Source organism: Haloferax prahovense, from assembly GCF_000723845.1.
Classification (GTDB): Archaea; Halobacteriota; Halobacteria; order Halobacteriales; family Haloferacaceae; genus Haloferax; species Haloferax prahovense.
Genome location: NZ_LK053000.1, coordinates 1,939,908 through 1,961,928, shown reverse-complemented (window position 1 = coordinate 1,961,928; position 22,021 = coordinate 1,939,908). Strand labels below are relative to the sequence as shown.

The 22,021-nt window shown below is 67.6% G+C and carries 25 protein-coding genes and 1 tRNA gene; 13 read left to right on the top strand and 13 right to left on the bottom strand.

Features of this window, described 5'->3' with window-relative positions; translation table 11 throughout:
• Nucleotides 1–98: 98 nt before the first annotated feature.
• From ftsZ to BN984_RS09865, 4 genes are all read right to left on the bottom strand, one after another.
• Nucleotides 99–1,238, bottom strand: coding sequence for a cell division protein FtsZ (gene ftsZ, locus BN984_RS09880; RefSeq protein ID WP_004972824.1), 1,140 nt, complete (start codon nucleotides 1,236–1,238; stop codon nucleotides 99–101).
• 157 nt (nucleotides 1,239–1,395) lie between these two features.
• Complete coding sequence (locus tag BN984_RS09875; protein WP_008092122.1) at nucleotides 1,396–2,715, bottom strand: D-aminoacyl-tRNA deacylase; 1,320 nt, start codon at nucleotides 2,713–2,715, stop codon at nucleotides 1,396–1,398.
• 57 nt (nucleotides 2,716–2,772) lie between these two features.
• The gene (locus BN984_RS09870) at nucleotides 2,773–4,089 is read right to left on the bottom strand and encodes a Na+/Ca2+-exchanging protein (protein WP_008092118.1); all 1,317 of its coding nucleotides are present in this window, start codon (nucleotides 4,087–4,089) and stop codon (nucleotides 2,773–2,775) included.
• Between the two features lie 133 nt (nucleotides 4,090–4,222).
• Nucleotides 4,223–5,194: a calcium/sodium antiporter gene (locus BN984_RS09865; RefSeq protein WP_004972832.1), complete on the bottom strand. Its 972-nt coding sequence runs from the start codon at nucleotides 5,192–5,194 to the stop codon at nucleotides 4,223–4,225.
• Between the two features lie 171 nt (nucleotides 5,195–5,365).
• Between BN984_RS09865 and BN984_RS09860 the strand changes: the two genes are divergently transcribed.
• The 5 genes from BN984_RS09860 (at nucleotide 5,366) to BN984_RS09840 (ending at nucleotide 10,224) form a co-directional block, all read left to right on the top strand.
• A complete protein-coding gene (locus tag BN984_RS09860) occupies nucleotides 5,366–6,175 on the top strand; it encodes a shikimate dehydrogenase (protein WP_008092116.1) in 810 nt (269 codons plus the stop codon).
• 44 nt (nucleotides 6,176–6,219) lie between these two features.
• On the top strand, nucleotides 6,220–6,981 hold the full coding sequence (locus BN984_RS09855) for a helix-hairpin-helix domain-containing protein (protein ID WP_049968133.1): 762 nt from the start codon (nucleotides 6,220–6,222) through the stop codon (nucleotides 6,979–6,981).
• A gap of 110 nt (nucleotides 6,982–7,091) precedes the next feature.
• Nucleotides 7,092–8,603, top strand: coding sequence for an aminodeoxychorismate synthase, component I (pabB, locus tag BN984_RS09850; protein ID WP_049968132.1), 1,512 nt, complete (start codon nucleotides 7,092–7,094; stop codon nucleotides 8,601–8,603).
• A complete protein-coding gene (locus BN984_RS09845; protein WP_049968131.1) occupies nucleotides 8,600–9,292 on the top strand; it encodes an anthranilate synthase component II in 693 nt (230 codons plus the stop codon). The genes pabB and BN984_RS09845 overlap by 4 nt, the downstream gene beginning before the upstream one ends.
• The gene (locus BN984_RS09840) at nucleotides 9,289–10,224 is read left to right on the top strand and encodes an aminotransferase class IV (RefSeq protein WP_049968130.1); all 936 of its coding nucleotides are present in this window, start codon (nucleotides 9,289–9,291) and stop codon (nucleotides 10,222–10,224) included. The genes BN984_RS09845 and BN984_RS09840 overlap by 4 nt, the downstream gene beginning before the upstream one ends.
• 21 nt (nucleotides 10,225–10,245) lie before the next feature.
• Here BN984_RS09840 and BN984_RS09835 read toward each other — a convergent pair whose 3' ends face one another.
• The 5 genes from BN984_RS09835 to BN984_RS09815 all read right to left on the bottom strand — a co-directional run bounded on the left by BN984_RS09835 (nucleotide 10,246) and on the right by BN984_RS09815 (nucleotide 12,625).
• Nucleotides 10,246–10,671: a Rieske (2Fe-2S) protein gene (locus BN984_RS09835; RefSeq protein WP_008092104.1), complete on the bottom strand. Its 426-nt coding sequence runs from the start codon at nucleotides 10,669–10,671 to the stop codon at nucleotides 10,246–10,248.
• An 80-nt stretch (nucleotides 10,672–10,751) separates the two neighbouring features.
• Nucleotides 10,752–10,961, bottom strand: a complete 210-nt coding sequence (locus BN984_RS09830) for a hypothetical protein (RefSeq protein WP_049968129.1) — start codon at nucleotides 10,959–10,961, stop codon at nucleotides 10,752–10,754.
• Nucleotides 10,962–11,244: 283 nt separating this feature from the next.
• A tRNA-Met gene (locus BN984_RS09825) sits at nucleotides 11,245–11,319 on the bottom strand.
• A 60-nt stretch (nucleotides 11,320–11,379) separates the two neighbouring features.
• Entirely contained in the window at nucleotides 11,380–11,847 is a 468-nt protein-coding gene (locus BN984_RS09820) for a GtrA family protein (protein ID WP_049968128.1), read from the bottom strand.
• Nucleotides 11,840–12,625 carry a glycosyltransferase gene (locus BN984_RS09815; protein ID WP_049913372.1) on the bottom strand — a complete coding sequence of 262 codons (786 nt, stop codon included), beginning with the start codon at nucleotides 12,623–12,625 and terminating at the stop codon, nucleotides 11,840–11,842. The genes BN984_RS09820 and BN984_RS09815 overlap by 8 nt, the downstream gene beginning before the upstream one ends.
• A gap of 96 nt (nucleotides 12,626–12,721) precedes the next feature.
• Here BN984_RS09815 and BN984_RS09810 point away from each other — a divergent pair, with 96 nt between their 5' ends.
• On the top strand, nucleotides 12,722–15,079 hold the full coding sequence (locus BN984_RS09810) for a DUF2298 domain-containing protein (RefSeq protein ID WP_049968127.1): 2,358 nt from the start codon (nucleotides 12,722–12,724) through the stop codon (nucleotides 15,077–15,079).
• Here the strand turns inward: BN984_RS09810 and BN984_RS09805 are convergent.
• Nucleotides 15,076–15,336: an HAH_0734 family protein gene (locus BN984_RS09805; RefSeq protein WP_004972858.1), complete on the bottom strand. Its 261-nt coding sequence runs from the start codon at nucleotides 15,334–15,336 to the stop codon at nucleotides 15,076–15,078. The genes BN984_RS09810 and BN984_RS09805 overlap by 4 nt on opposite strands.
• A 201-nt stretch (nucleotides 15,337–15,537) precedes the next feature.
• Here BN984_RS09805 and BN984_RS09800 point away from each other — a divergent pair, with 201 nt between their 5' ends.
• The 5 genes from BN984_RS09800 to BN984_RS09785 are packed head-to-tail and all read left to right on the top strand — an operon-like array spanning nucleotide 15,538 to nucleotide 17,845.
• Nucleotides 15,538–15,819 carry a 50S ribosomal protein L44e gene (locus BN984_RS09800; RefSeq protein ID WP_004972860.1) on the top strand — a complete coding sequence of 94 codons (282 nt, stop codon included), beginning with the start codon at nucleotides 15,538–15,540 and terminating at the stop codon, nucleotides 15,817–15,819.
• Nucleotides 15,820–15,822: 3 nt separating this feature from the next.
• A complete protein-coding gene (locus tag BN984_RS09795) occupies nucleotides 15,823–16,017 on the top strand; it encodes a 30S ribosomal protein S27e (protein ID WP_004044235.1) in 195 nt (64 codons plus the stop codon).
• A gap of 18 nt (nucleotides 16,018–16,035) precedes the next feature.
• A complete protein-coding gene (locus tag BN984_RS09790) occupies nucleotides 16,036–16,836 on the top strand; it encodes a translation initiation factor IF-2 subunit alpha (RefSeq protein WP_004972863.1) in 801 nt (266 codons plus the stop codon).
• A 4-nt stretch (nucleotides 16,837–16,840) separates the two neighbouring features.
• Nucleotides 16,841–17,026 (top strand): RNA-protein complex protein Nop10, encoded by a 186-nt coding sequence (locus BN984_RS19070; protein WP_081909192.1) that lies wholly within the window; start codon nucleotides 16,841–16,843, stop codon nucleotides 17,024–17,026.
• Nucleotides 17,027–17,077: 51 nt separating this feature from the next.
• Nucleotides 17,078–17,845, top strand: a complete 768-nt coding sequence (locus BN984_RS09785) for a proteasome assembly chaperone family protein (RefSeq protein WP_004972867.1) — start codon at nucleotides 17,078–17,080, stop codon at nucleotides 17,843–17,845.
• A gap of 44 nt (nucleotides 17,846–17,889) precedes the next feature.
• Here BN984_RS09785 and BN984_RS09780 read toward each other — a convergent pair whose 3' ends face one another.
• Nucleotides 17,890–18,789: a PhzF family phenazine biosynthesis protein gene (locus BN984_RS09780; RefSeq protein ID WP_008092078.1), complete on the bottom strand. Its 900-nt coding sequence runs from the start codon at nucleotides 18,787–18,789 to the stop codon at nucleotides 17,890–17,892.
• A 108-nt stretch (nucleotides 18,790–18,897) separates the two neighbouring features.
• Nucleotides 18,898–19,068: a DUF7563 family protein gene (locus tag BN984_RS19740; protein ID WP_004044240.1), complete on the bottom strand. Its 171-nt coding sequence runs from the start codon at nucleotides 19,066–19,068 to the stop codon at nucleotides 18,898–18,900.
• Nucleotides 19,069–19,278: 210 nt separating this feature from the next.
• Between BN984_RS19740 and BN984_RS09775 the strand changes: the two genes are divergently transcribed.
• Nucleotides 19,279–19,992 (top strand): phosphoribosyltransferase, encoded by a 714-nt coding sequence (locus tag BN984_RS09775; protein WP_004970128.1) that lies wholly within the window; start codon nucleotides 19,279–19,281, stop codon nucleotides 19,990–19,992.
• A gap of 213 nt (nucleotides 19,993–20,205) precedes the next feature.
• On the opposite strand, the gene BN984_RS09770 is transcribed toward BN984_RS09775, so the two are convergent.
• Nucleotides 20,206–20,646 (bottom strand): YybH family protein, encoded by a 441-nt coding sequence (locus BN984_RS09770; protein WP_233514183.1) that lies wholly within the window; start codon nucleotides 20,644–20,646, stop codon nucleotides 20,206–20,208.
• Between the two features lie 336 nt (nucleotides 20,647–20,982).
• On the opposite strand from BN984_RS09770, the gene BN984_RS09765 reads away from it, so the two are divergent.
• On the top strand, nucleotides 20,983–21,978 hold the full coding sequence (locus BN984_RS09765) for an AEC family transporter (RefSeq protein WP_049968126.1): 996 nt from the start codon (nucleotides 20,983–20,985) through the stop codon (nucleotides 21,976–21,978).
• Nucleotides 21,979–22,021: the final 43 nt, after the last annotated feature.

Here is a 22,021-nt window from a genome sequence, read left to right as displayed (position 1 = left end):
GTGACGCCACTACGCGGAACGCGAGGGGAGGAGAACGGAGGGCATCCGGACCGCGAGAGCGGTGGACGCGTTCCCGGCCGCGTCGCCGACGACGGCGACTACTCGACGTAGTCGATGTCTTCGAGACGGCCTTCGGCCTGCGCCTGCACCTCGCCGTTTCGGCCGTAGATTTGGGGCGACTCGACGCCGGTGACGACGATCATCGTCCGCATCATGCCTTCGAGTTCGTCGTCGACGGAGGTCCCCCAGATGATGCGCGCGTCGGGGTCGATGCGGTCGTAAATCTCCTCGACGACGCCCTCGGCCTCCTCGATGCTCATGTCGGAGCCGCCGGTGACGTTGACGAGCGCGGAGTTCGCGCCGGAGATGTCCACGTCGAGAAGCGGCGAGCGGAGGGCAGACTTGACGGACTCTTGGGCCTTGGACTCGGAGTCGGACTCGCCGAGACCGATCATGGCGACGCCGCCGCGCTCCATGACCGTCTTCACGTCGGCGAAGTCGAGGTTGACGAGACCGGGCTTGGTGATGAGTTCGGTGATACCCTTGACCGAGCGCATCAGCACCTCGTCGGAGACCTTGAACGCCTGACGGACCGGGAGCTTCCCCACGGCGTCGAGCAGGCGGTCGTTCGGGACGACGATGACCGTGTCAGAAACGTCGCGGAGGCGTTCGAGACCGGCTTCGGCGTTGGTTCGTCGCACCTCGCCTTCGGCCGTGAACGGCGTCGTGACGATGGCGATGGTGAGCGCGCCCGACTCGCGGGCCGCCTTGGCGACCACGGGGGCCGAACCGGTGCCGGTGCCGCCGCCGAGCCCGGCGGTGACGAACACCATGTCGGAGCCCTCGATGGCGTCGTAAATCTCCTCTTGGGATTCGAGAGCGGCTTCCTCGCCGACCTGCGGGAGCGAGCCCGCGCCGCGACCCTGGGTCTTCTGTTCGCCCATGAGAATCTTCGTGTCGGCACCGATTTCCACGAGGTGCTGCACGTCGGTGTTAGCGGCGACGAGCTTCGCCCCCTTGATTCCCTCCTCGTGCATCCGGTTGACGGTGTTCCCGCCGGCACCGCCGCACCCGACCACCGTGATGTTGGTCTGGAGGTCTTTGAGAACCGCTTTCAGTTCGTCGTCAGTCATCGTCCCGGACCGGTTGATGTTGGTCGAGTCGTCGACCTGAACCGACTCATCCCCCATGTCCTCGGCCTCGGCCTCGTCAATTGCGTCGCCGACGATAGAGTCCATATTTATGGAGACGGTTTACGGAGGACGACTAATTATCTTTCCCCCTTCCGTCAGACATCTGTCCGACGAGCCGCCGATTCGTGCCGAAACGTGACATGAGAGCCCGCGGCACAGGACGGTTCACGGGGCGAATCGGCCGGCCGCGCTCCGCCGGGGCTCACACGACGAACTCGATGAGTCGTTCTTTCGATACCTCTTCGGGCGCGACGGTCTCGCCGTCGATTTCGACCGGCTGCCCGGCCGAGAGCTTGCCGAACGCCGGCCCTTCGGGGACGCCAAACTCGCGTGCGGCGGCGGGGTCGAACGCCCGAACCGTCGCCGTGACCGCCCCGTCTTCGCGGACCACGCTGTCGTATTTCTCGCGCAGCACGTCGCAGAGCCGCGACGCGAGTTCGTCGTAGCCGTCGCCCGCGACGGCGGCGCGACCCACCGCGCGCGCGCCGCCCTCGGTCGTGTGGAAGGCGACGGTGGTCTCGCGGACGGCGTCGAGCGCGGCGTCGAGGTCGATGCCCTGCGCCTCGCCGAGCAGGCCGTCGGGGAGCGAGACGACCTCGTAGTCGTCGGCGTCGATTCGCGCGCCGAACCGGAGCCCCTCCTCGACGGTCGTGACGTCGGCTTCGAGGGCGGCAACGCGGTCGAGGGGGACGCCCGCGGTCTCGCGGACCCACGTCTCGGAGACGACCCGGAACCCCTCGGCTTCGAGGGCGGCCGCGAGGTCGTCGCGGTCGCCGTCGACCAGCGCGAGGTCGGCCGCGGAGGCCTCGAACGCCCGGCGGAGCACGTCGCGGTTGTTCTCGGGCGCGCCCATCGCCTTGAGCTGCCAGTCGGCGGCGATGTGGCCGACGCGCCAGTCGGTCTCGCGGAGGACGCGCTCGAACCGCGGGGCGTAGTGGCCGCCGCCGAAGCCGACGAGCTGGCGGTCCGCGTCGGGCGCGACGCCTTCGATGTCGAGAACGGCCGCCGCGACGGCGCGGGCTCCCTCGGGGTCACCCCACTGCTCTTCGTCGCTCCCGAGCTCGACGAACATCGAGGGGACCGTCGGCTCGGTCGGGCCGTGGTGGGTCGCCTCGATGCCGACCTCGTAGTCGTCGGGCGCACGCTCGCGGAGCGCCTCGATGACGGCGCGCTGGGCGTTGGGGCACGCGCGGGCGAACCGCCCCGGCTCGCCGCCGTAGTCGGCGGGGCCGAAGTTCCCGGTGAAGTGCGCGGTCAGGAGCGCGCCGGTCTCGCCGGCGTGCCGGGAGACGACGACGACGAGGTCGAGGTCGGCGTCGAACGCCTCGGCAGGGTCGTCGAGGTCGATGTGTAGGTCGTCGAACTCCCGGAGTTCGAAGCCGTCCCGGGAGAAGACGGTGCCGCCGCCGTCGGCGTCGGGTCGGTCCCCGTCGGTCCGTTCGTCCCAGTCGGCGAGTTCGAGCAGGTGCTCGCCGATGTGAACCGATGCGCTGTCGGCGCGGCTGACGACGATTCCAATCACGATACGAGGGTCGCCGAGGTCGGCGAAAAGGGCGTCGGAAGCGGCGAGGGGAACCGGTCAGTCTTCGACCGCGGCCGGAATCTCGTTCGCGCCGTAGTCGCCGCGAACGCGTCGAACGGAGAGCTTTGCCACCGCGGCGAGTTGCTCGCGCCGCCGGACGAAAAGCGTTGTTCCGACGACCAGATAGACGACGGAGAAGCCGATGAGCGAGGTTGCGCCGTCGAAGGTGACCGCGCCGAGTCCCGGAATCGGGAGCGTGAGCGCCAGTCCGGTGACGGAGTAGACGAACTGTGCCAAGAAGAGCCCGAGCAGGGCGACCGCCTCGCGGAGGCTGATGGAGAACGTGATGAGGATGGCGATGGCGAAGTAGCTCTGGGCGGCCGTCAGCCAGAGTTCGCCCATCTGGTGGGTGTCGAGCGGAAGCGGCCCGTAGTAGCCGAGCGAGAGGCTGTAGACGAGCACGAGCGTCCCGATGAGGAGCGTCCACTGGTTGAGCTTCGAGGAGATGAGCGCGTTGAAGCCGGCGGTCGACCGCGCCTTGTTGACGAGGTAGGCCACGACGATGAGTTCGGGGCTCTCGCTCGCCAGCGGCGCGACCCACTGAATCATCAGGAACGACGGGATGCCGACCGACTTCCCGAGGGCTTCGAGGCCGTGAGCGAACGGCTCGACGGCGACGAGGATGACGATGCCCGAGAAGACGAACAGCGAGAGGGTCGTGGCGATGCGCTTGGGTTTCCGGTACGACTGGAGGTACGCGGGCACGCCGATTTGCTCTTCGTCCTCGTGCGGCGAGTTCATCGCCACGAAGATGTACGCGACGTAGAGTCCGACGAGGACGAACATGTCGACCGCGCCGATTCCCGCCCCGAGCGGGACGAAGAAGGCGAACACGGTCGCGGCGAAGAGAAACAGAATCTCCGTCGCGATGCCGTGGTCGAGTCGGACCACGTCCGCGAGGAAGCCGGGACGAGACTCGACCGCCTCGTCGCCGGTGTCACGGGCGCGATAGACGGTGAAGAGCGCGATTGCGGACCAGCCGATGCCGATGAGGATGCGGTTCGCGCCGGTCATGTTGGCGACCGCGAGGCTCGCGGCCTCGGCCGATTCGGGGGAGCCGGGGTTGATGCCGGCTTCCCACGCGTAGAGGGCGTCAACGGCGTATTCGGGGGCGACCGCGAGCACCGCGAGGATGGCGAGAGCGAACGCCCGCGGCACGTCGGCCTCGGCGGTCTCCGCGCCCCACGCGAGGAGGAACGAGGCCCCGAGAACGGCGATACCGCTGAGGGCGACGGTGACGCCGGTCGCGAGGTCAACGCCGAACACCGTGTGGAGGCCCAGCCACGGGACCGTCAGAAGTGCGGCTCCGAACACCGCGGTCAGCGGATGGCTGAGTCGTCGTCGTCCCATCGTGGCTACAAGACCGAAGCCGAAGCCGGTAGCTCTTGTGTTTCAAAATCGGCCCGAGACGGGCGCGAGAGACGGTCGAAATCGCCCGTTTGGGACGTCAGGGAAGGATGAGCCAGAAGAACACGAGGTAGCCGACGACGAGGATGCCGCCGTCGAGGCGGGACACGTCGCGGTTGCGGAGCATCAGCGCGATGACCCCGAAGGTGAACACGAGGAGCGCCGGGAAGTCCAGCGAGATGGTGCTCGGGGGGACGTTCACGGGAACCATGATGGCGAGGATGCCGAGGACGGCGACGACGTTGTAGATGTTGGAACCGACGACGTTGCCGATGCTGAACTCCGACTCGCCGCGAACCGCGCTGATGACGGACGCCGCGAGTTCCGGCAGCGACGTGCCGAACGCGAGGACGGTCAGCCCGATGAACCGCGGGCCGAACCCAAAGGATTCGAGCAGTCCCTGTCCGCCCTGAATGAGCCAGTTCGAGCCGACGAACAGGAGGAGCAGGCCGAGGCCGAGATAGACCACGTCCTTGAACTGCGCGGAGACCTCGTCTTCGTCCTCGATGTCGATTTCGTCCGCGCCGATGGCGTCTGCTGTCGCCGACCGGGCGCGGTAGAGCAGGTAGCCCGTGAACGCGACGAGGATGAGCAGGAGGACGCCGCCGTCGACGGCGCTGAGGTTCCCGTCCATCCCGAGCGCGACGAGCGCGACCGCCGCGGCAATCATGAACGGGACGTGCCGGCGGAGCGTCGCGGTCGAGACGCCCATCGGCTGGATGAGCGCCGAGATTCCGAGGACGAGACCGATGTTGGCGATGTTCGAGCCGACGATAGCGCCGAGTCCGAGGTCGGAGCTGTAGCCCAGGCCGCTCAGGACCGCGACGAAGAGTTCGGGGGTGGTCGTCGCGAACGCGACGATGGTCACACCGACGATGGCCGCCCGGAGACCGAGGCCGATGGCGAGTCGAGACGCGCCCTCGACGAGCGCCTCGGCCCCGAGGTAGAGCGCGACGATACCCGCCACGAGGAGCGCGGTATCGAAGGAAAGCAGGGTTGCGAGTGCCGACATACGCGGGAGTAGACCAACGGGAGACTAAAAGCGCGCCGGTACACCGTGGATCCGCGACAATCTATCACGGGAGAGCGAACGGGTGGAAATCCGCGCTGTGAGGGCCGTCGGGTCCCGGCGGAATCCGACGCGGGCGGGCGAGTTATATCGTCGGCAGGACACCTCCCGCCCATGCAAGTCTACGGTCTCGTCGGCAACCCGGTCGGCCACTCGCTGTCGCCGCCGATGCACGAGGCGGCCTACGAGGAAACCGGCCTCGACGCTCGGTACGTCACGTTCGAACCCGCCCGCGACGATATCGCGGCGGCCGTCGAGGGCGCGGACGCCCTCGGCGTCTCGGGGCTGAACGTCACCATCCCGTTCAAACAGGACGTGCTCGAACTGGTCGACCCCGACCCGCTTGCCGAGCGAATCGGCGCGGTCAACACGGTCGATTTCGGCGGGGAGACGCCGAAGGGGTACAACACCGACGCGGCGGGCGTCACGCGGTCGTTCGAGCGCCACGGCGTGGGCCTCGCCGGGAACTCGGCCGTAGTCGTCGGTGCCGGCGGCGCGGGGCGGGCCGCCGCGTTCGCCCTCTCCGATGCGGACGCGTCGGTCCACGTCGCCAACCGAACCGCCGAGACCGCGGTCGAACTCGCCGAGGCCGTCCCCGGCGCGACCGGCGGCGGACTGGACACGCTCGACCGGATTCGAGAGGCGGACGTCCTCGTCAACGCGACGAGCGTCGGGATGGAGTCGCCCGACGAGACGCCCGTTCCCGCAGAGTACCTCCACGGGGACCTCGCGGTGCTCGACGCGGTCTACACCCCGCTCGAGACCCAACTCATCCGCGATGCGGCCGCGGCAGGTGCGGTCACCATCGACGGCGCGTGGATGCTCCTCCTGCAGGGCGTCGAGGCCTTCGAGCGGTGGACCGGGCGCGACGCGCCGGTCGACGCGATGAACGCCGCGCTCCGGAGCCACCTCGAGAGCGACTGAGGCCGCTGGTTTTTAAATAACGGGATTGCATAGGAGAAGGTAACATGGGCTTGCTTGACACTATTTCGTCGCTCTGGAAATCCCTCGTTGGTGGCGACTCGTCGTCTTCCTCGAAGGAGGGACGTGACGACACAGCGACCGTTACGGTCGAACGCGACACCAGAACCGAACGCGAGGAAGCGAACGTCGAGACCGAGGCCGCGGTGAAGGAACCGGTCGAAGAGACGGAATCGGCGGACGAAGAGACCGACGACGCGGTCGAAGACGAGGCCGACGCGGCGTCTGAGGCCGACGACGAAGCCGCCGAAGACGCCCGCGACGACGCGGAGGTCGCGGCCGACGCCATTGAGGAGGCCGAACCGAAGGACGAAGACGCCGAAGCGGAGCCTGAGTCCGAGTCCGAATCCGAGGTCGAAGCCGACGGCGAACCCGAACTCGAAGATGAGGACGGGTCTGAATCCGCCGACTCCGACGAAGCCGACACCGAGGAATCGGACGAAGAAGCGGTCGACGAAGGTGACGAGGAAGCGGTCGACGAAGGTGACGAAGAAGCGGAGGCCGAAGACGAAGCAGACGACGAGGAAACTGCAGACGACGAACCGGCCGACGAGTCTGCCGCCGACCCCGACGCGCCGACCGTGGACACGATTCGCGGCATCGGCCCGGCGTACGCCGAGCGACTCTCCGAAATCGGCATCGAGACCGTCGCGGACCTCGCCGCGGCCGACGCCGACGAGGTCGGCGACGAAATCGACGTGTCGCCGAAGCGCGTCCAGCGCTGGATAGACCGCGCCGGCGACGCGTAACCGACGCGCGTTCCGGCCGACCGAGACTATTTTTTCACCCGCCGGCCGCTCACGCTCCCTCGCAGACACGTCGCGAAACCGTTTACCCGACGGGCGGACTGGTGTGGGTAATGACCGCACCGACCGTCGTCACCGACCGCGACGACTTTCGCGCGACCGCCGAGGTCGCACCCGCCGGCGCGCGCGTCCCCGTCGAGGCCCGCATCGCCGTCTCGGACCCCTTCGACGCCTATCGACGCGCCCGCCGGAACGCCGGCGGCTTCTTCTACGAGACGACCGGCGGGCAACCCGGCTGGGGTGCCTTCGGCGTCTCCCCCGCGGAGCGCCTGACCGTCGACGACCCGACCGACGACTGGGGCGAGCCCGGCGTCGACACCGCACCGAGCCTCGCCGCGCTCGAATCGCTCGTCGACTCGGAGACGCTCGTCCGCGGCGACTGCGACGTGCCGTACCCCTGCGGACTGTTCGGGTGGCTCTCGTACGACGCGGCCCGCGAACTCGAATCGCTCCCCGAGCACACGACCGACGACCGGGGATTACCCCACCTCCAACTCGGCCTCTACGACCTCGTGGCGTCGTGGGAGGAACCACGTCCTGACGACGGAAAGACGACGCTCCGTGTCACCTGCTGTCCAGTCGTCGACGACGACGCCGACCTCGATGCCGTCTACGACGAGGCGCGAACGCGGGCGACCGACTTCGCCACCGAAGCGGTCGAAGGTGAACCGGAACCCGTCTCCGCGCCCGTTGAATCCGACGAGGCGACGTTCGAGAGCGCCTGCGGTCGCGAGGCGTTCGCCGACCGCGTTCGCGCCGCGAAGCGGTACATCCGCGACGGCGACACGTTTCAGGCGAACCTCTCCCAGCGACTCGTCGCGCCCGCCGCGGTCCACCCGGTGGACGCCTACGCGGCGCTCCGAGAGGTCAACCCCGCGCCGTACTCGGGGCTGCTCGAACTCCCCGGCGTCGACCTCGTGAGCGCCAGCCCGGAACTCCTCTTGCGCGTCGAGGGCGACCGCCTCGTCACCGAACCCATCGCCGGCACCCGCCCGCGGGGGGGGACGACCGAGGAAGACGAGGCGCTGGAGGCCGACCTGACGACCGATGAGAAAGAGCGCGCCGAACACGCGATGCTCGTCGACCTCGAACGCAACGACCTCGGAAAGGTCTCGGAGTACGGGTCGGTCGAGGTGACGGAGTACCGCCGGGTGGACCGCTACTCGGAGGTGATGCATCTCGTCTCCCTAGTCGAGGGGACCCGGCGCGAGGGAACCAGCCTCGCCGACGCCGTCGCCGCGGTGTTCCCCGGCGGGACCATCACGGGCGCGCCGAAGCCCCGGACGATGGAGATTATCGACGAACTCGAAGCCACCCGTCGCGGCCCCTACACCGGGAGCATGTTCGCCGTCGGCTTCGACGACCGCGCGGTGCTGAACATCGTCATCCGGACGCTCGTCCGCTTCGGAGACGAGTACCACCTCCGCGTGGGTGCGGGCATCGTCCACGACTCCGACCCCGACAGCGAGTACGACGAGACCCTGGCGAAGGCGCGGGCGCTCATCACCGCCATCGACGAGGCGCTCGGCGAGCGCGCGGACATGACCGTGGGGGGCGAGCGATGACGCGTATCCTCGTCGTCGACAACTACGACTCGTTCGCCTACAACCTCGTGCAGTACGTCGGCGAGGCGGTCGCGGAGGCCGGGGACGGGGACGGTTCGAACGCTTCGAACGACGTGCTCGTCTACCGCAACGACGCGCTCTCGGCCGACGACATCCGCGACATCGACCCGGACGGCATCGTCGTCTCGCCCGGCCCCGGCACCCCCGCGGACGCCGGCGTCTCGGTCTCGGTCTTCCGCGACCTCGACTACCCGACGCTCGGCGTCTGTCTCGGCCACCAGTCGCTCTGTGCCGCCCTCGGGAGCCGCGTCGGCCACGCTCCTCACGTCGTCCACGGGAAACCCTCGCTGGTCGAACACGACGGCGCAGGCGTCTTTTCCGGCCTGCCCGACCGAATCGAAGTCGGCCGCTATCACTCGCTCGCGGTCGAACACGACGACGTCCCCCCCGAGTTGGCGGTGACCGCCCACACCGTCGCAGCAGGGTCCGAAACCGGCGGTTCCGACACTGAGGAGGGCGACGAACCGTCAGTCGTGATGGGCGTTCGCCACCGCGAGAAGCCACACGTCGGCGTGCAGTTCCACCCCGAGAGCATCCTCACCGACTCTGGGAAGGACATCGTCCGCAACTTCGTCGCGCTCGCGGCCGGCGACGGCCCGGCGGCCGACGCGTGGGAGGTGGAGCGATGAGCGGTGACGGCGACGCCGGTGGGCGTTCGCTTCGCTACCACGTCGGCGGCGAACTCGTCCCCGCCGAGTCGGCGTCGATTCCGGTCACCGACCGCGGCTTCCTCTACGGCGACGCGGCCTTCGAGACGCTCCGTGCCTACGGCGGCGAGGTGTTCCATTGGGACGCCCACGCCGACCGCCTCGCCGAGACGTGCGACGCGCTCGGGATGGACCACGGCCTGTCCGACGACGACCTGCACGCGCGAGTCGACGAGACGCTCGCGGCGAACGACCTCGACGAGGCGTACGTCAGGCTCTCTGTCACCCGCGGCAGTCAGGGCGGCCGCCTCACGCCGGCCGAGGAGGTCGACCCCCGCGTCGTCGTCATCGTGGAACCACTCGCCCGCGGCGGCCGCGGCTCCAACCCCGTGTGGGACGGCCCCGCGTCGGTCCAGACCGTCAAGACCCGGCGCATTCCCGACCGGTCGCTCCCTTCGCGGGCGAAGACGCACAACTACCTCAACGGCATCCTCGCCCGCGTCGAACTCCGCGTCACCGGCGCGGACGAGGCGCTCATGCTCGACGCCGACGGCTACGTCACCGAGGGCGCGACGAGCAACCTCTTTTTCGTCGAGGACGACGCGCTCTGCACGCCGAGCCTCGACGGCCCGGTCCTCCCGGGAATCACCCGCCGCGTCGTCCTCGACCTCGCTCGACAGGAGGGCATCCCGATTCGGGAGCGGCGCTTCACGCCGGACGACGTGCGCGGCGCGAACGAGGCGTTCCTCACGAACTCGACGTGGGAACTCCGACCCGTGGAGACGGTCGACGGCATCCAAGTAGGCGACGGACCAGTGACGAAACTCATCTCGCGGCTCTACGACGACTACGTGGAGCGACGCCACTACGGCGGCGACAGCGACAGCGACAACGATGGCGGCGACGAGAACTGAGTCACTTCGCCGCGCTCAGCCTCAGAACTCGACGTTCGAACTCGAACTCCGGTCGGCGGGGTCGGTCTCGATTTCGCCCGCACCGACGTAGTCGAACTCCGCGTCCGAGAGGAAGACGTGGTCGCCGTCGACCGTGATTTCGAGGTCGTCGAGCACCGCGCCCTCGCAGGGCCCGTAGTTGCAGTAGCCCGTGTCGGCCTCGAAGTACGCGCCGTGGTTCTGACAGATGACCTCGCCGTTGCGCATCGGCGCCCCGGAGCCCTTGTCGAGTTTGATGTGCGTCAGGTGCATGCAGTAGTTCAGCCACCCTTGGATGCCGTCGTCGGTGCGCACGAGGATGGCCTCGCGCTCCTCGGCGTCGTCTTCATCGGCCGCGCGGACGCGAAAGAGAAAGGTCGTGTCGTCGGGCACGTCGCCGACCGCGCAGATTCGTTCGAGGTCACTCATTGTGCTCTCGTTGAGTCGGGGTCGAAAATCTCCTTCGGAAGCGGTCGATTGGGGCGACGGCGCGAAGCCTCGTCTCGCGATCACTCTTCGAGGCCCGTTCGAAAGAGGTCGAGGAGCCAGTATCCAGCACCCACGAACAGGAGGACTCCGAAACTTCCCACGAGGAGATTGCCAGTTCCCAGTTGCTGTGCCCAGCCGAACCCGAGTATCGCGACGATGGCGAGGAGTCCGCCGAGTATCGCTCGCTGGGTCGCAGACCAAAGCTCCGTTCCCGAATCTGTGGAGGACATACTCGAGTCGTACTCGTGGAGTAGTTAGTAATTCGTGTCACAAATTTGAGAAGAAGTGAGGTTCTCTGGTTCAAACTACCTGTCACAATTACCACGGAAAACGGGTCGCTGCAGCGCGATAAACCGCGCTGCTTGGGGTGTAGTTTTCAGGAGAATAGCGGGAGGTAGATTTGAACCCCGGTCGCTGACGCTCTCCGGTTCAAATCTACTGAGCTATGTGGCTGACCTCGTGGGTCGCGCCGAGCCAAGACTCGGCGCTCAGGAGTTGAGGTCAGCAAAACCATAGCGGGAGGTAGATTTGAACTACCGATCTCCGGGTTATGAGCCCGGCGGAATCTCCTGGCTATCCCATCCCGCTGAATCAACAAACGAGTCTGCTATTGTTAAGACTTCTGTTTCGACCGCTGTGTGTCAATTTTCACCGTGAGTCGCGCTGACTCGAACGGGTCGCGATGCGCCACGTGAACAGGCTTTCTGCGACGTAGTTCAGGAGCATCGACGCGCCGATAGCGAGGGGCAGCGGGATGAGTTCCCAGAGGTCGATGCCGGCGACCGGAATCGACAGCGGAACCTCGCCGAGCGCCCGAACGACGAGCACCTGCACGAGGAGGCCGCCGCTCCTGACGAGGTTCGACTTCACGAAGCGCCGGACCTTCGCGGTGAGCAGGTCCGAGCCGGCCCCCGCGAACGTCCAGCGGTCGTTGATGACGAACATAATGACGATTGCGAGCTCCGCGCCGGCGAGCTTCGCGAGTTCGTTGGCGACGCCGAAAAAGACGATGAGGAGACTGCTCAACGAGAGGTCGAACACCGCGCCGACCGCGCCGACGGAGGCGAACTTGCCGAATCGGGTGCCGGAGACGAGCGCCGAGAGCCGGTCAGTCATCCGTGACCTCCGCCGAGAACTGCTCGACGAGGGTCCGCTCGTCGTTCCGAGCGTCGATGAGTTCGTGGAGGCGGTCCTCGCGAATCGTCCGGGCGCGGTGGCGCGACCGGAGCAGGCCGCGGGCCATCTTGAGCGTCGTGTCGACCGGCGAGACCGTCGAGTTCGGCTGGTCCTCCCAGACGACCGGCACCTCGGCCACGCGGTGGCCGAACGCGCCCGAGACGGCGATGAGTTCGATGTCCCACGCGAATCCGGGCTCGTACAGGTGGGTCCGAACGTCGTTCCACGCCGCGGCGGTGATGGCCTTCGCGCCGCACTGGTAGTCGTACAGCGGGACTTCGGTCAGGTGGCGGGCCAGCCACGCGAAGCCGTCGCCGAGGTAGCGCCGGGCGACCGTCTGGTGGGAGGCGACGGTCGCGTTCGGATGACGGCGCGATCCCACGGCGAGGTCGGACCCCTCGCGGACGGCGGCGACGACGTTCGCCATCGACGCGGCCGGGGTGCTCCCGTCGGCGTCGGCGAACGAGAGGATGTCCGTGCGGAGCGACTCGAACCCGGCGGTGATGGCCGCGCCCTTGCCGCGACGGGCGTCGACCGGGTTCACGTGAGCGACGGCGGGGAGGGCGTCGAGGGCGTCGAGCGTCTCGGGCCGCGGCGCGTCGAGTTCGACCCGGACCACCTCGGGGTCCAGTTCCTCGACGAGAGCGTGGACGTAGGGGACCAGACGCTCTGGGTCGGGTCGATAGGCGGGGACCACCACCCCGACAGACTTCGACATGCACGACCATTCACTCAACGGGGTAAAAAGCGAACCGCTCTGTTTCGCACCGGCCATCACAAAACGTATTGCATCCGCGGCGCAGTCATCGGACAGATGGAGTACGCCCTCGTTGTCCGGTGGTTGCTGCTGTTCGCGGCCCTCTGGGCGGTCGGTCTTCCCCTCGCGGCCCGCCTGTTCCGACGCCTTCCCGGTCGCGGTGCCGGACTCGCCCTCCCCGTCTCGCTCGTCGTCTTGACTCTCCCCGCCTACTACGTCGGCCACCTCTCGTTCGGCCCCATTGCCCTCGTCGCCGGCGTCGGGACGCTCCTCGTCGCGTCCGCGGTCGCGGGCCTCGACCTCGGCGCGCTCCGCCGCGGCGACCTCCGACTCGCGTCCGACATCGACCGTCGCGCCGTCGCCGACGCGGCCGCGGTGTTCCTCGTCGCCTTCCTGTTCGCGGTCTCGCTCCGGGCGCTCGACCCGTCGGTCCACGCCGGCGGCGGCGAGAAGTTCCTCGACTTCGGCCTCCTCCAGTCGCTCGCCCGCGCGTCGGTCCTCCCGCCGGAAGACATGTGGTTCGCCGGCGAGCCGGTCCGCTACTACTACGGCGGCCACCTCGTCTCGATTCTCCTCGCGCGGCTCACCGCCACCGACCCGTCGTTCGCCTACAATCTCGCGCTCGCCGGCTTCTTCGGCTTCCTCGTCACCGCGGCGTTCGAACTCGGGCGCGGGGTCGCGGCCGCCTCGGGGGCGAACGGTCGGCTCGCCGGCCTGCTTTCGGCGTTCTTCGTCGGCTTCGCCAGCAACCTCGTCACCGCGGGGCGGGTCGCCCTCGCCGCGCTCCCCGAGGGGCTCCGCCGACCCGTCGCGCGAGCCGTCGCCGAGCGCTCGCAGTACACCGTCGAGCAGGTACTCGCCGGAACCTCGAGCTTCTCGTACTGGAGCGCGAGCCGCGTGATTCCGGGCACCATCAACGAGTTCCCGCTTTTCGCGTGGCTCAACGGCGACCTCCACGCCCACATGATGGGCACGCCGTTTCTGCTCCTCGCGGCCGGCCTCGCCTTCGCGTACTTCCGGACGCCGGAGGAGGCGGTCGGCGAGCGCCGACTCCTCGTCGCCGCGACGACGCTCGTCGGCGCGCTCCAGGTCGTCGTCGACACGTGGAGTTTCCCGTCGGTGTTCGGCGTGCTGTTCCTCGGGATGGTCTTCGCGCCCGCGCGGCCGTGGACGCTGTTTCCCGGTCGGGAGCGCGTCCGCTCGGTCGTCGGTGACGACCCACTTACCGGCGAGTTAGCCCGACTCGTTGGGACGGTCGCGGCGGTCGGACTCGCCGGCGTCGTCGCCGCCGTGCTCGCGAGTCCGTTCCTCCTCGGCGCGGTCGCGGGGGGTGGAAGCGCCCGGACGGTCGAGATTCTCGCGCCCGACCAGCGAAGCGGGTTCGGCGCGCTGGCGCTCGTCCACGGGGCGTTCCTCGCGGCGTTCGCGGGCTACTACGTCCGTCGCCTCGGGGCGCAGGACGGCCTCGGCGGCCACGAGTGGGCCGCGCTCCTCGGGAGCTTCGCGGTGCTGACCGTCGTCGCTGCCGTCCACTCGTTCGCCGCGCTCGCGCTCGTCGTGCCCCTCGTCGCCGTCGGCTGGGTGCTCCTCCGGTTCGCCGACGACCCGCGATTCGAGGCGGTGCTCGTCGTCGCCGGCGCGGGCCTCGTGACGCTCGTCGAGCTCATCTACGTGAACGAGCAGGCGGGGCCGGGCCGGATGAACACGGTGTTCAAGACGTACATGCAGGTCTGGGTGCTCTGGGGGAGTGCGATGGGTGCCGTGCTGGCCGGCTTCGTCGGCGACGCGGTCGCCGCGAGCGACGTGTCGCTTCCGAGGGTCGACCTCAGCGTCCGCGGGGGGGCAGTCAGCGCCGTCGGGGTCGCGTTCGTCGTCCTCCTCGTCGCGTCCACGTCGGTCTACGGCGGACTGGCCGTCGCCGACCACGCGGACTCCCCCCGGCAGGAGGAGACGCTGGACGCGACGGCCTTCGCGGAGTGGTGGCACGAAAACGAATCGACCGCCATCACGTGGCTCGACGAGAACGTCGAGGGCAACCCGACGATGCTCACCGCGCCGGGGACGACGTGGTCGGCGACCGTGAGCGACGAGCGCGAGACCGTCATGTACGGTTGGCGCGGGAATCCCGAATCGAGCCTGACCGGCGTGCCGACGGTCGCCGGCTGGGCGCACGAGGTCGGCTACCGCGGGCCCGACGCCTACTACGACCGCGTGCGCGACGTGGACGCGATGTACGTCGGCAACGAGTCGACGCGGGCGCGGCTCGTCGAGCAGTACGAGGTGCGGTACGTGTGGGTCGGACCGGGCGAGCGCGCCCGCTACGGGGAGCTAGAGACGGACGTGGCGTGGCTGACGCCGGTCCACCGGTCGGGGTCGGTCGTGGTCTACGAGGTAGAAGAAGCGAGACTACCTTAGGCCGCGCCGCGCTCGCGGACGACCTCGACGGCCTCGGCGTCGACGCCCTCGGTCTCGAGCCAGTGCGGGACGAACTCGCGCTTTTCGAACGCCTCGCGCTCGTCTTCGGTGCCGACGGTGCACCACAGCTGGACGCGGTCGGGACCGTGCCAGTCGCCCTGTCGGTCGACGGAAAAGAGGACGTACTCCTCGCCGTCGTACTCGATGACGCCGTCGCGGCGGACGCCGGGGTCGCCGTGGATGATGAGCTTCTTCATGTGCCGGGATTGGCACAGTCACCGCTTAATCGCTTCGGCTTCGGGCGTGCGGCGTGCGGCGGGGGAACCGCGGACGGTGCAGTCACCGTGGGCTGCCCACACGTGACACGGTGAACGCCCGGTCGCGGCGAGTTCAGGGGCCGCGTCGAACCAAACGGGTTTTAACGGGCCACACCAAAACCCAGCACAAGGTCGATATCTATGCAGATGCCACGCCGTTTCAACACGTACTGCCCGAACTGCAAGGGTCACCACGAACACGAAGTGGAGAAGGTCCGGAAGGGACGCCCGACCGGCATGAAGTGGAACGCCCGTCAGACGCGACGCGGCAAGGCCACGATCGGTAACGCCGGTAAGTTCTCCAAGGTTCCCGGTGGCGACAAGCCGACGAAGAAGACCCACCTGAAGTACATCTGCTCCGACTGTGGCAAGGCCCACATGCGCGAGGGCTGGCGCGCCGGTCGCCTGGAGTTCCAGGAGTAAATCATGGCAGGAAACTTCTACAAAGTCGCGTGCAGCGACTGCGAGAACGAACAGGTCGTCTTCGGAAAGGCCTCCTCGGTCGTCAACTGCGCCGTCTGCGGGACGACCCTCGCCACGCCGACCGGCGGCAACGCCGAATTCCACGGCGAGGTTGTCGAGACGGTCGAGCGTCGCGACAGCGACGAACTTGAGGCGTAACTCCCTGGAGGACCTCGTATGAAGTACAGCGGATGGCCTGACCCCGGCGAACTCGTCGTCGGAAAGGTAGACGACATCGCGGACTTCGGCGTCTTCGTCGACCTCGAAGAGTACGAAGACAAACGCGGCCTCTGCCACATCAGCGAGGTCGCCAGCGGATGGATCAAGAACGTTCGCGACCACGTCCGCGAGGGACAGACAGTCGTCGCTAAAGTGCTCGAAGTCAACGAGAGTTCCCAGCAGATCGACCTCTCGATAAAGGACGTCAACGAGCACCAGCGCAAAGAGAAGATTCAGGAGTGGAAAAACGAGCAGAAGGCGGATAAGTGGATGGCGCTGGCGTTCGGCGAGGATATCGCCGACGACCGCTACCAGTCCATCGCCAACGCCCTGCTCGCCGAGTTCGAATCGCTCTACGACGGCTTCGAGCAGGCCGCGATTCACGGTCTCGAGGCGCTCGAAGACGTCGAACTCGACGACGACGAGCTCGAAGCCATCGTCGAGACCGCGCGCCAGAACGTGTCGGTCCCCTTCGTCAACGTCACCGGCTACGTCGACCTGCGCTCGCCCGCGGGCGACGGCGTCGACGACGTGAAGGAGGCCCTCAAAGCCGCCGAGGGCGACGACGAAATCGGCGACGAAATCGAACTGTCGGTCACGTACGTCGGCGCGCCCGAGTACCGCGTGAAGGTCAAAGCGCCCGACTACAAGACCGCCGAGACGGAACTCGAATCGAGCGTCGCTCGGGCCCGCGAGGTCATCGAGGCCGCGGGCGGAACCGCGGAGTACCACCGCGAACGCAGCGGCGACGAAGAGTAATCGCATGAAGTCAGACATCCGGGTGTGCAGCGCGTGGCGCGACCGCCACGACCGCCCGGTGTACTCACTTTCTGAGACCTGTCCGGAGTGCGGCGCAACCACACAGAACAGCGCGCCCGCCCCCTACAACCCAGAAGACCCCTACGGCGAGTACCGCCGCGCTCGGAAGCGCCGGCTCGCCGAGGAATAGCCGTCTTCGGCTACCGACGCTCTCTTAACCGGCGCGTCCGCCACTACGTGCATGGACGACATCGAAATCGAGGCTGTCGAGGAGGTCGACCTCACCGACCCGGTCCTCATCGAGGGACTGCCGGGCGTCGGGAACGTCGGCAAACTCGCCGTCGAGCACCTGCTGGAGGAGTTCGAGGAGGCCACGCTGGTCCGCCGCGTCTACGCCGACGTGTTCCCGCCGCAGGTGAGCATCGACGAGGGCGTCGCCGAGCTGACCCACGCCGCGATTCACGCCGTCGAGACGCCCGGCGAGGGGCCGGACCTGCTCCTCCTGACGGGCGACCACCAGGCGCAGTCCAACGAGGGTCACTACCACCTCACCGACGCCTTCCTCGACGTGGCCGAAGAGTTCGGCGTCGAGCGACTGTTCGCGCTTGGGGGCGTCCCGACCGGCGAACTCGTCGACGAGCCGTCGGTCCTCGGGGCCGTCGCCGACGAGTCCCGCCTCGACGAACTCGAAGCCGCGGGCATCGAGTTCCGAGAGGACGAGCCCGCCGGCGGCGTCGTCGGCGTCTCGGGACTGCTTCTCGGTCTCGGTAGTCGCCGCGGCCTCGACGCGACGTGCCTGATGGGCGAGACGAGCGGCTACCTCGTCGACCCCCAGAGCGCGCAGGTCGTCATCGAGGTCCTGCAGGACCTCCTCGAGTTCAGCGTCGACTTCGAGTCGCTCGAAGAGCGCGCCGAGGAGATGAAGGAGGTCGCCGCGAAGATTCAGGAGATGCAACAACAACAGCAGGGCGGCATCGCCAGCGACGACGACCTCCGGTACATCGGCTGAGGTCGCGTCGACCGGCGCGGCCCCGACTCGTTTTCGAACGGAGTTTAGGCTTCGATGATGTCGTCGTCTGCGAACTCCGGGACGACGACCTCGCCGTCGAGCGACTGCACCGCGCGGCCGCCGACGCGTATCTCCGCGCCGACCCGCACGCGAACGGTGCCCGGCCGGTCCACGAAGTGGCCCTGTTCGAAGCGGAGTTCGTCCGGCATGGAGTCGAACGCGCCGACCTGCCGGAGGTACGCGCCGCACGCACCCGCAGCGGTGCCGGTCGCGGGGTCCTCGGAGATGCCGATACCGGGCGCGAAACACCGCGCGTGGAGCGTGGAGTCGCCGTCGATAGCGTCGAAGGTGAAGGCGTAGACGCCCGCCGCGTCGTGTTCGGCGGCGAGGTCGGCGATGGCGGCGTCGTCGGGGTCGGCACCCGAGAGATGTTCGAGGAAGTTGACCGGGACGACGAGGAAGGGAAGACCCGTGGAGGCGACCGCGACGGGGAGGTCCGCGCCCACGTCGCGGAGGGCGGCATCGTCGACGCCGAGCGCCGCCGCGAGGCGGTCGTAGTCGACTTCCAGGGGACGCACCGTCGGCGCGTTCTGCGTCATCCACACCTCGCCGAGGTCGCCGAGTTCGATGTCGAGGGTACCGACGTTCGTCTCCAGCGTGTGGGTCCCCGGTTCGAGTTCGCGGTCGGCCGCGAGGTGGGCGTGGGCCGCGATAGTCGCGTGTCCGCAGAGGTCGACTTCCTGCTTCGGCGTGAAATAGCGGATGCGGCGGTCCGCGGCGGCCGACGAGCAGACGAACGCCGTCTCGCTCGCGCCGAGTTCGGCGGCGACGGCGCGCATCTGTTCCGCGTCGAGTCCGTCGGCGTCGGGGACGACCCCGGCCGCGTTACCGGACAGCGGTTCGGTCGTGAAAGCGTCGACGAGGAGGGCGCGTCGGCTATCCATGGAAAGGCGCACTACACGGCGATGTATCAAACCAGCGGGTCGGCGGTCACGTCACGAGAGAGAAGGGAAGAACGCGATACGAGCGCGGGTCGGTCGGTGTCGACCGATTCACGCGCGGGTCCACCGGACGCGGCCGCTCGTTTGAGCTGCGCCGTCGCCCTGCATCACTTCGCGCATGTTCATACAGGCTGGGCACCCGACGACCTCGTCCATGTCGTTGCCGAAGACGCGGACGAAGTCGCGGGAGACGAACTCACCACAGTTACCACACGTGTGCATTCTGTTTCACCTACAAATCCGCATACTCCGGCACTCGACATAACTATGCCCCTTGTTAACATGCGTTAGTGTCCGCCTGAACGACGGGTTCACCGGTTAGTCACCGAATAACGCCGGTTCGAGCGGTTTTGATACGGCGACACACGGGCGGAGCGAGTCGTACAGATTAAAGGGCGTCAGGCGCGGCAGTACGCACGGTGAACGGAAGATATGGGCGACCTCCCCGACGAGTTTAACTGTACTATCACGAACTGGGAGTACATCTACGGCCTCTGCCGCGACGTTTCGGACGAGGTCAAGACATCCGAGTTCGAACCCGACGTCATCGTCGCGTTGGCCCGCGGCGGCTGGTTCGCCGGCCGCTGCATCTGTGACTTCCTCGGGTTGGACGACCTGACGAGCCTGAAGATGGAACACTACGTCGGGACGGCCCAGAAATCGAACGAGCCGGAGGTGCGCTACCCGATGCCGGAAGGCAGCGTCGAGGGCAAGGACGTGCTCATCATCGACGACATCGCCGACACCGGCGGCTCCATCAAGCGCGCACACGAGTACGTCAACGAGCGCAACGCGGGCGAGGTCCGGACCGCGACGCTCCAACTCCTCCAGACCAGCGAGTTCGAACCCGACTACGTCGGCGAGCGCCTCGAAGCGTGGGCGTGGGTCGTCTACCCGTGGAACTTCATCGAGGACATGATAGACCTCACCTCGGGCGTCATGGCGAAGGCCGACGACGACACCTTCGAACTCGAAGACGTCCGCCACTACCTCGCGGAGTTCCACGACGTGGACCGTATCGAGATGGAAATCGCTCAACCCGACCGGATGCCGGAAGTCATGTCCGAGATGGAGCGCCGCGGCTACGTCGAATCCACCGGCGACGGCGCGTGGCGGCTCCTCGAAAACGACGGCGTCGGGGCCTGAGCGCGGATTCTCTCGGCCCACCCGGCTTCGTTCGACTGCTTCGGCGCTGTTGAATCCCCTTGAGTTTGATAGGACTGGTGACACAGACAGAGGATGTCGTCAGCACGGCCGCTATCTCCTGTAGCGACGCCGTCACGGCTCAAGAGTGAAGATAGGACCGATTAGTCGGGTGAAACGGCCATCGAATCGGACGGGCGTCCGGTGGTCGGTCGCTCAGGCACCCATGTTCGCCACTTTCTCGGCGAACTCGGCGTGGAGGTCGGCGTGGTGATGGACGATTTTCCACTCGTCTTTCTCCTTCCGGTAGACGTTGGTCGTCCGGCCCTCCAGAGACATGGGTTCACCCGCAAAAGTCCACGACACCGACTCGGTGCAGAGTTCGTACGCAGCGTCGCCCATGACGCGGATTGCCTGGTCCGCTCGGGTGACCGTGCCATCCGTGCTCGCCGATGCGACTCCGGCGAAGGACCCAGAGACCGCCTCCCAACCCTCTTCCCGTCCACCGATTGGGTGCATGGTCGTCACGTCGTCCTCGTGTGACCAGACGTCCGCCATGGAGTCGGCATTCCCGTTCGCCATCGCTTCCAGCGCCCCGTAGAACTGGTCGGATGCGGCTCGGACGTCGTCTTCAGCTGCTACGCGTTTTGTAGACATTACAAACCTCACGGTGATGACGGCTCCAGAGCACATATACTAAATCTATGATATTTCGTACGGTCATCTATTTCGGACGTTTCGCCGGTAGGAGGCCTGACTGCTCGTTTCGACTAGAGTGAGTAAGGGACTGTACACGTCGGTATCGGACTGTTCGAACCGACACTGGATGCGAGACTCGCACCCCGTAGTTAGCACGGTCTCGACAAACTATCACCAGTCGAGAATTTCAACAGAGCCGCGTCTCCGACTGCTTCGACCGTCGGCTTCACCGTCTCTCCGACCGCTCACACTCGACCGCCGCCCGGACTCGCCCGAAGCGAAACGTTCGTTTGCGTGACGGACCTCGGCACGCGCATGTCGCTGTTTTCTATCTTCGTCACCGCGCTCCTGCCGATTCTCGCCATCGGCGCGGTGGGGTTCGCCCTCGGTCGCGTCCGCGACGTGGACCCCGAGCCGCTCAACACGGTCACGGTGTACGTCCTCGCGCCGGTCCTCGTGTTCTACAGCCTCGCGACGACCGAACTCGCCGGCGAGACGCTGGCGACTATCACCGCCGGCGTCGTCGTCTACCACGTCGCCATGCTCCTCGTCGCGGGGGGCGTCGCCCGACTCGCCGGCGTCTCCGAACCCCTCCTCGGCGCGCTCGTCCTCGTCGCCGCCTTTCCGAACTCGGGGAACTACGGCATCCCCGTCAGTTCGTTCGCCTTCGGCGACACCGGCCGCTCGACGGCTGTCGTCTACCTCGCCGTCCAGAGCGTCCTCATCTACACGCTGGGCGTCTACATCGCCGGACGGGGGACCGACCGCGACGACGGCGCGCCGGGGTGGCGCGTCGGCCTCGAACGCATCGTCCGCATCCCGCTCGTCTACGCGGTCGTCGCCGCGCTCGCGGCCCGGTGGCTCGGCGTCGTCCCGCCGACGGGCGTCCCCGCGATGGAGACGCTCAGGCTCGTCGGCGACTCGTCGATTCCGATGATGCTCCTCATCCTCGGCATCCAACTCGCGGGGGCCGACCTCGGCTCGACGCTCTCGGAGGTCGGCGTCGTCGCCGCGCTCAAGACAGTCGTCGCCCCCGCGGTCGCCATCGCCGTCGCGCTCGTCGCCGGTTTCGGCGACCCGACGGTCGCGCGGACGTTCGTCCTCGAATCCGCGATGCCCGCCGCGGTCACACCGCTCATCCTCGTCGCGGAGTTCGGCGACGCCACCGGAACCGGCTCGGCCACCTCGCTCGCCGAGTTCGTCTCCGCGGCCGTCTTCGTGACGACCCTCCTCAGCGTGCCCGCGCTCTCGGTGCTCATCTACCTCTTGAACCACGGCTTCGTGGTGTAGGCCCCGTTTCGCCACGATTTTGTGCGCTCTCTCCCACCTCCGA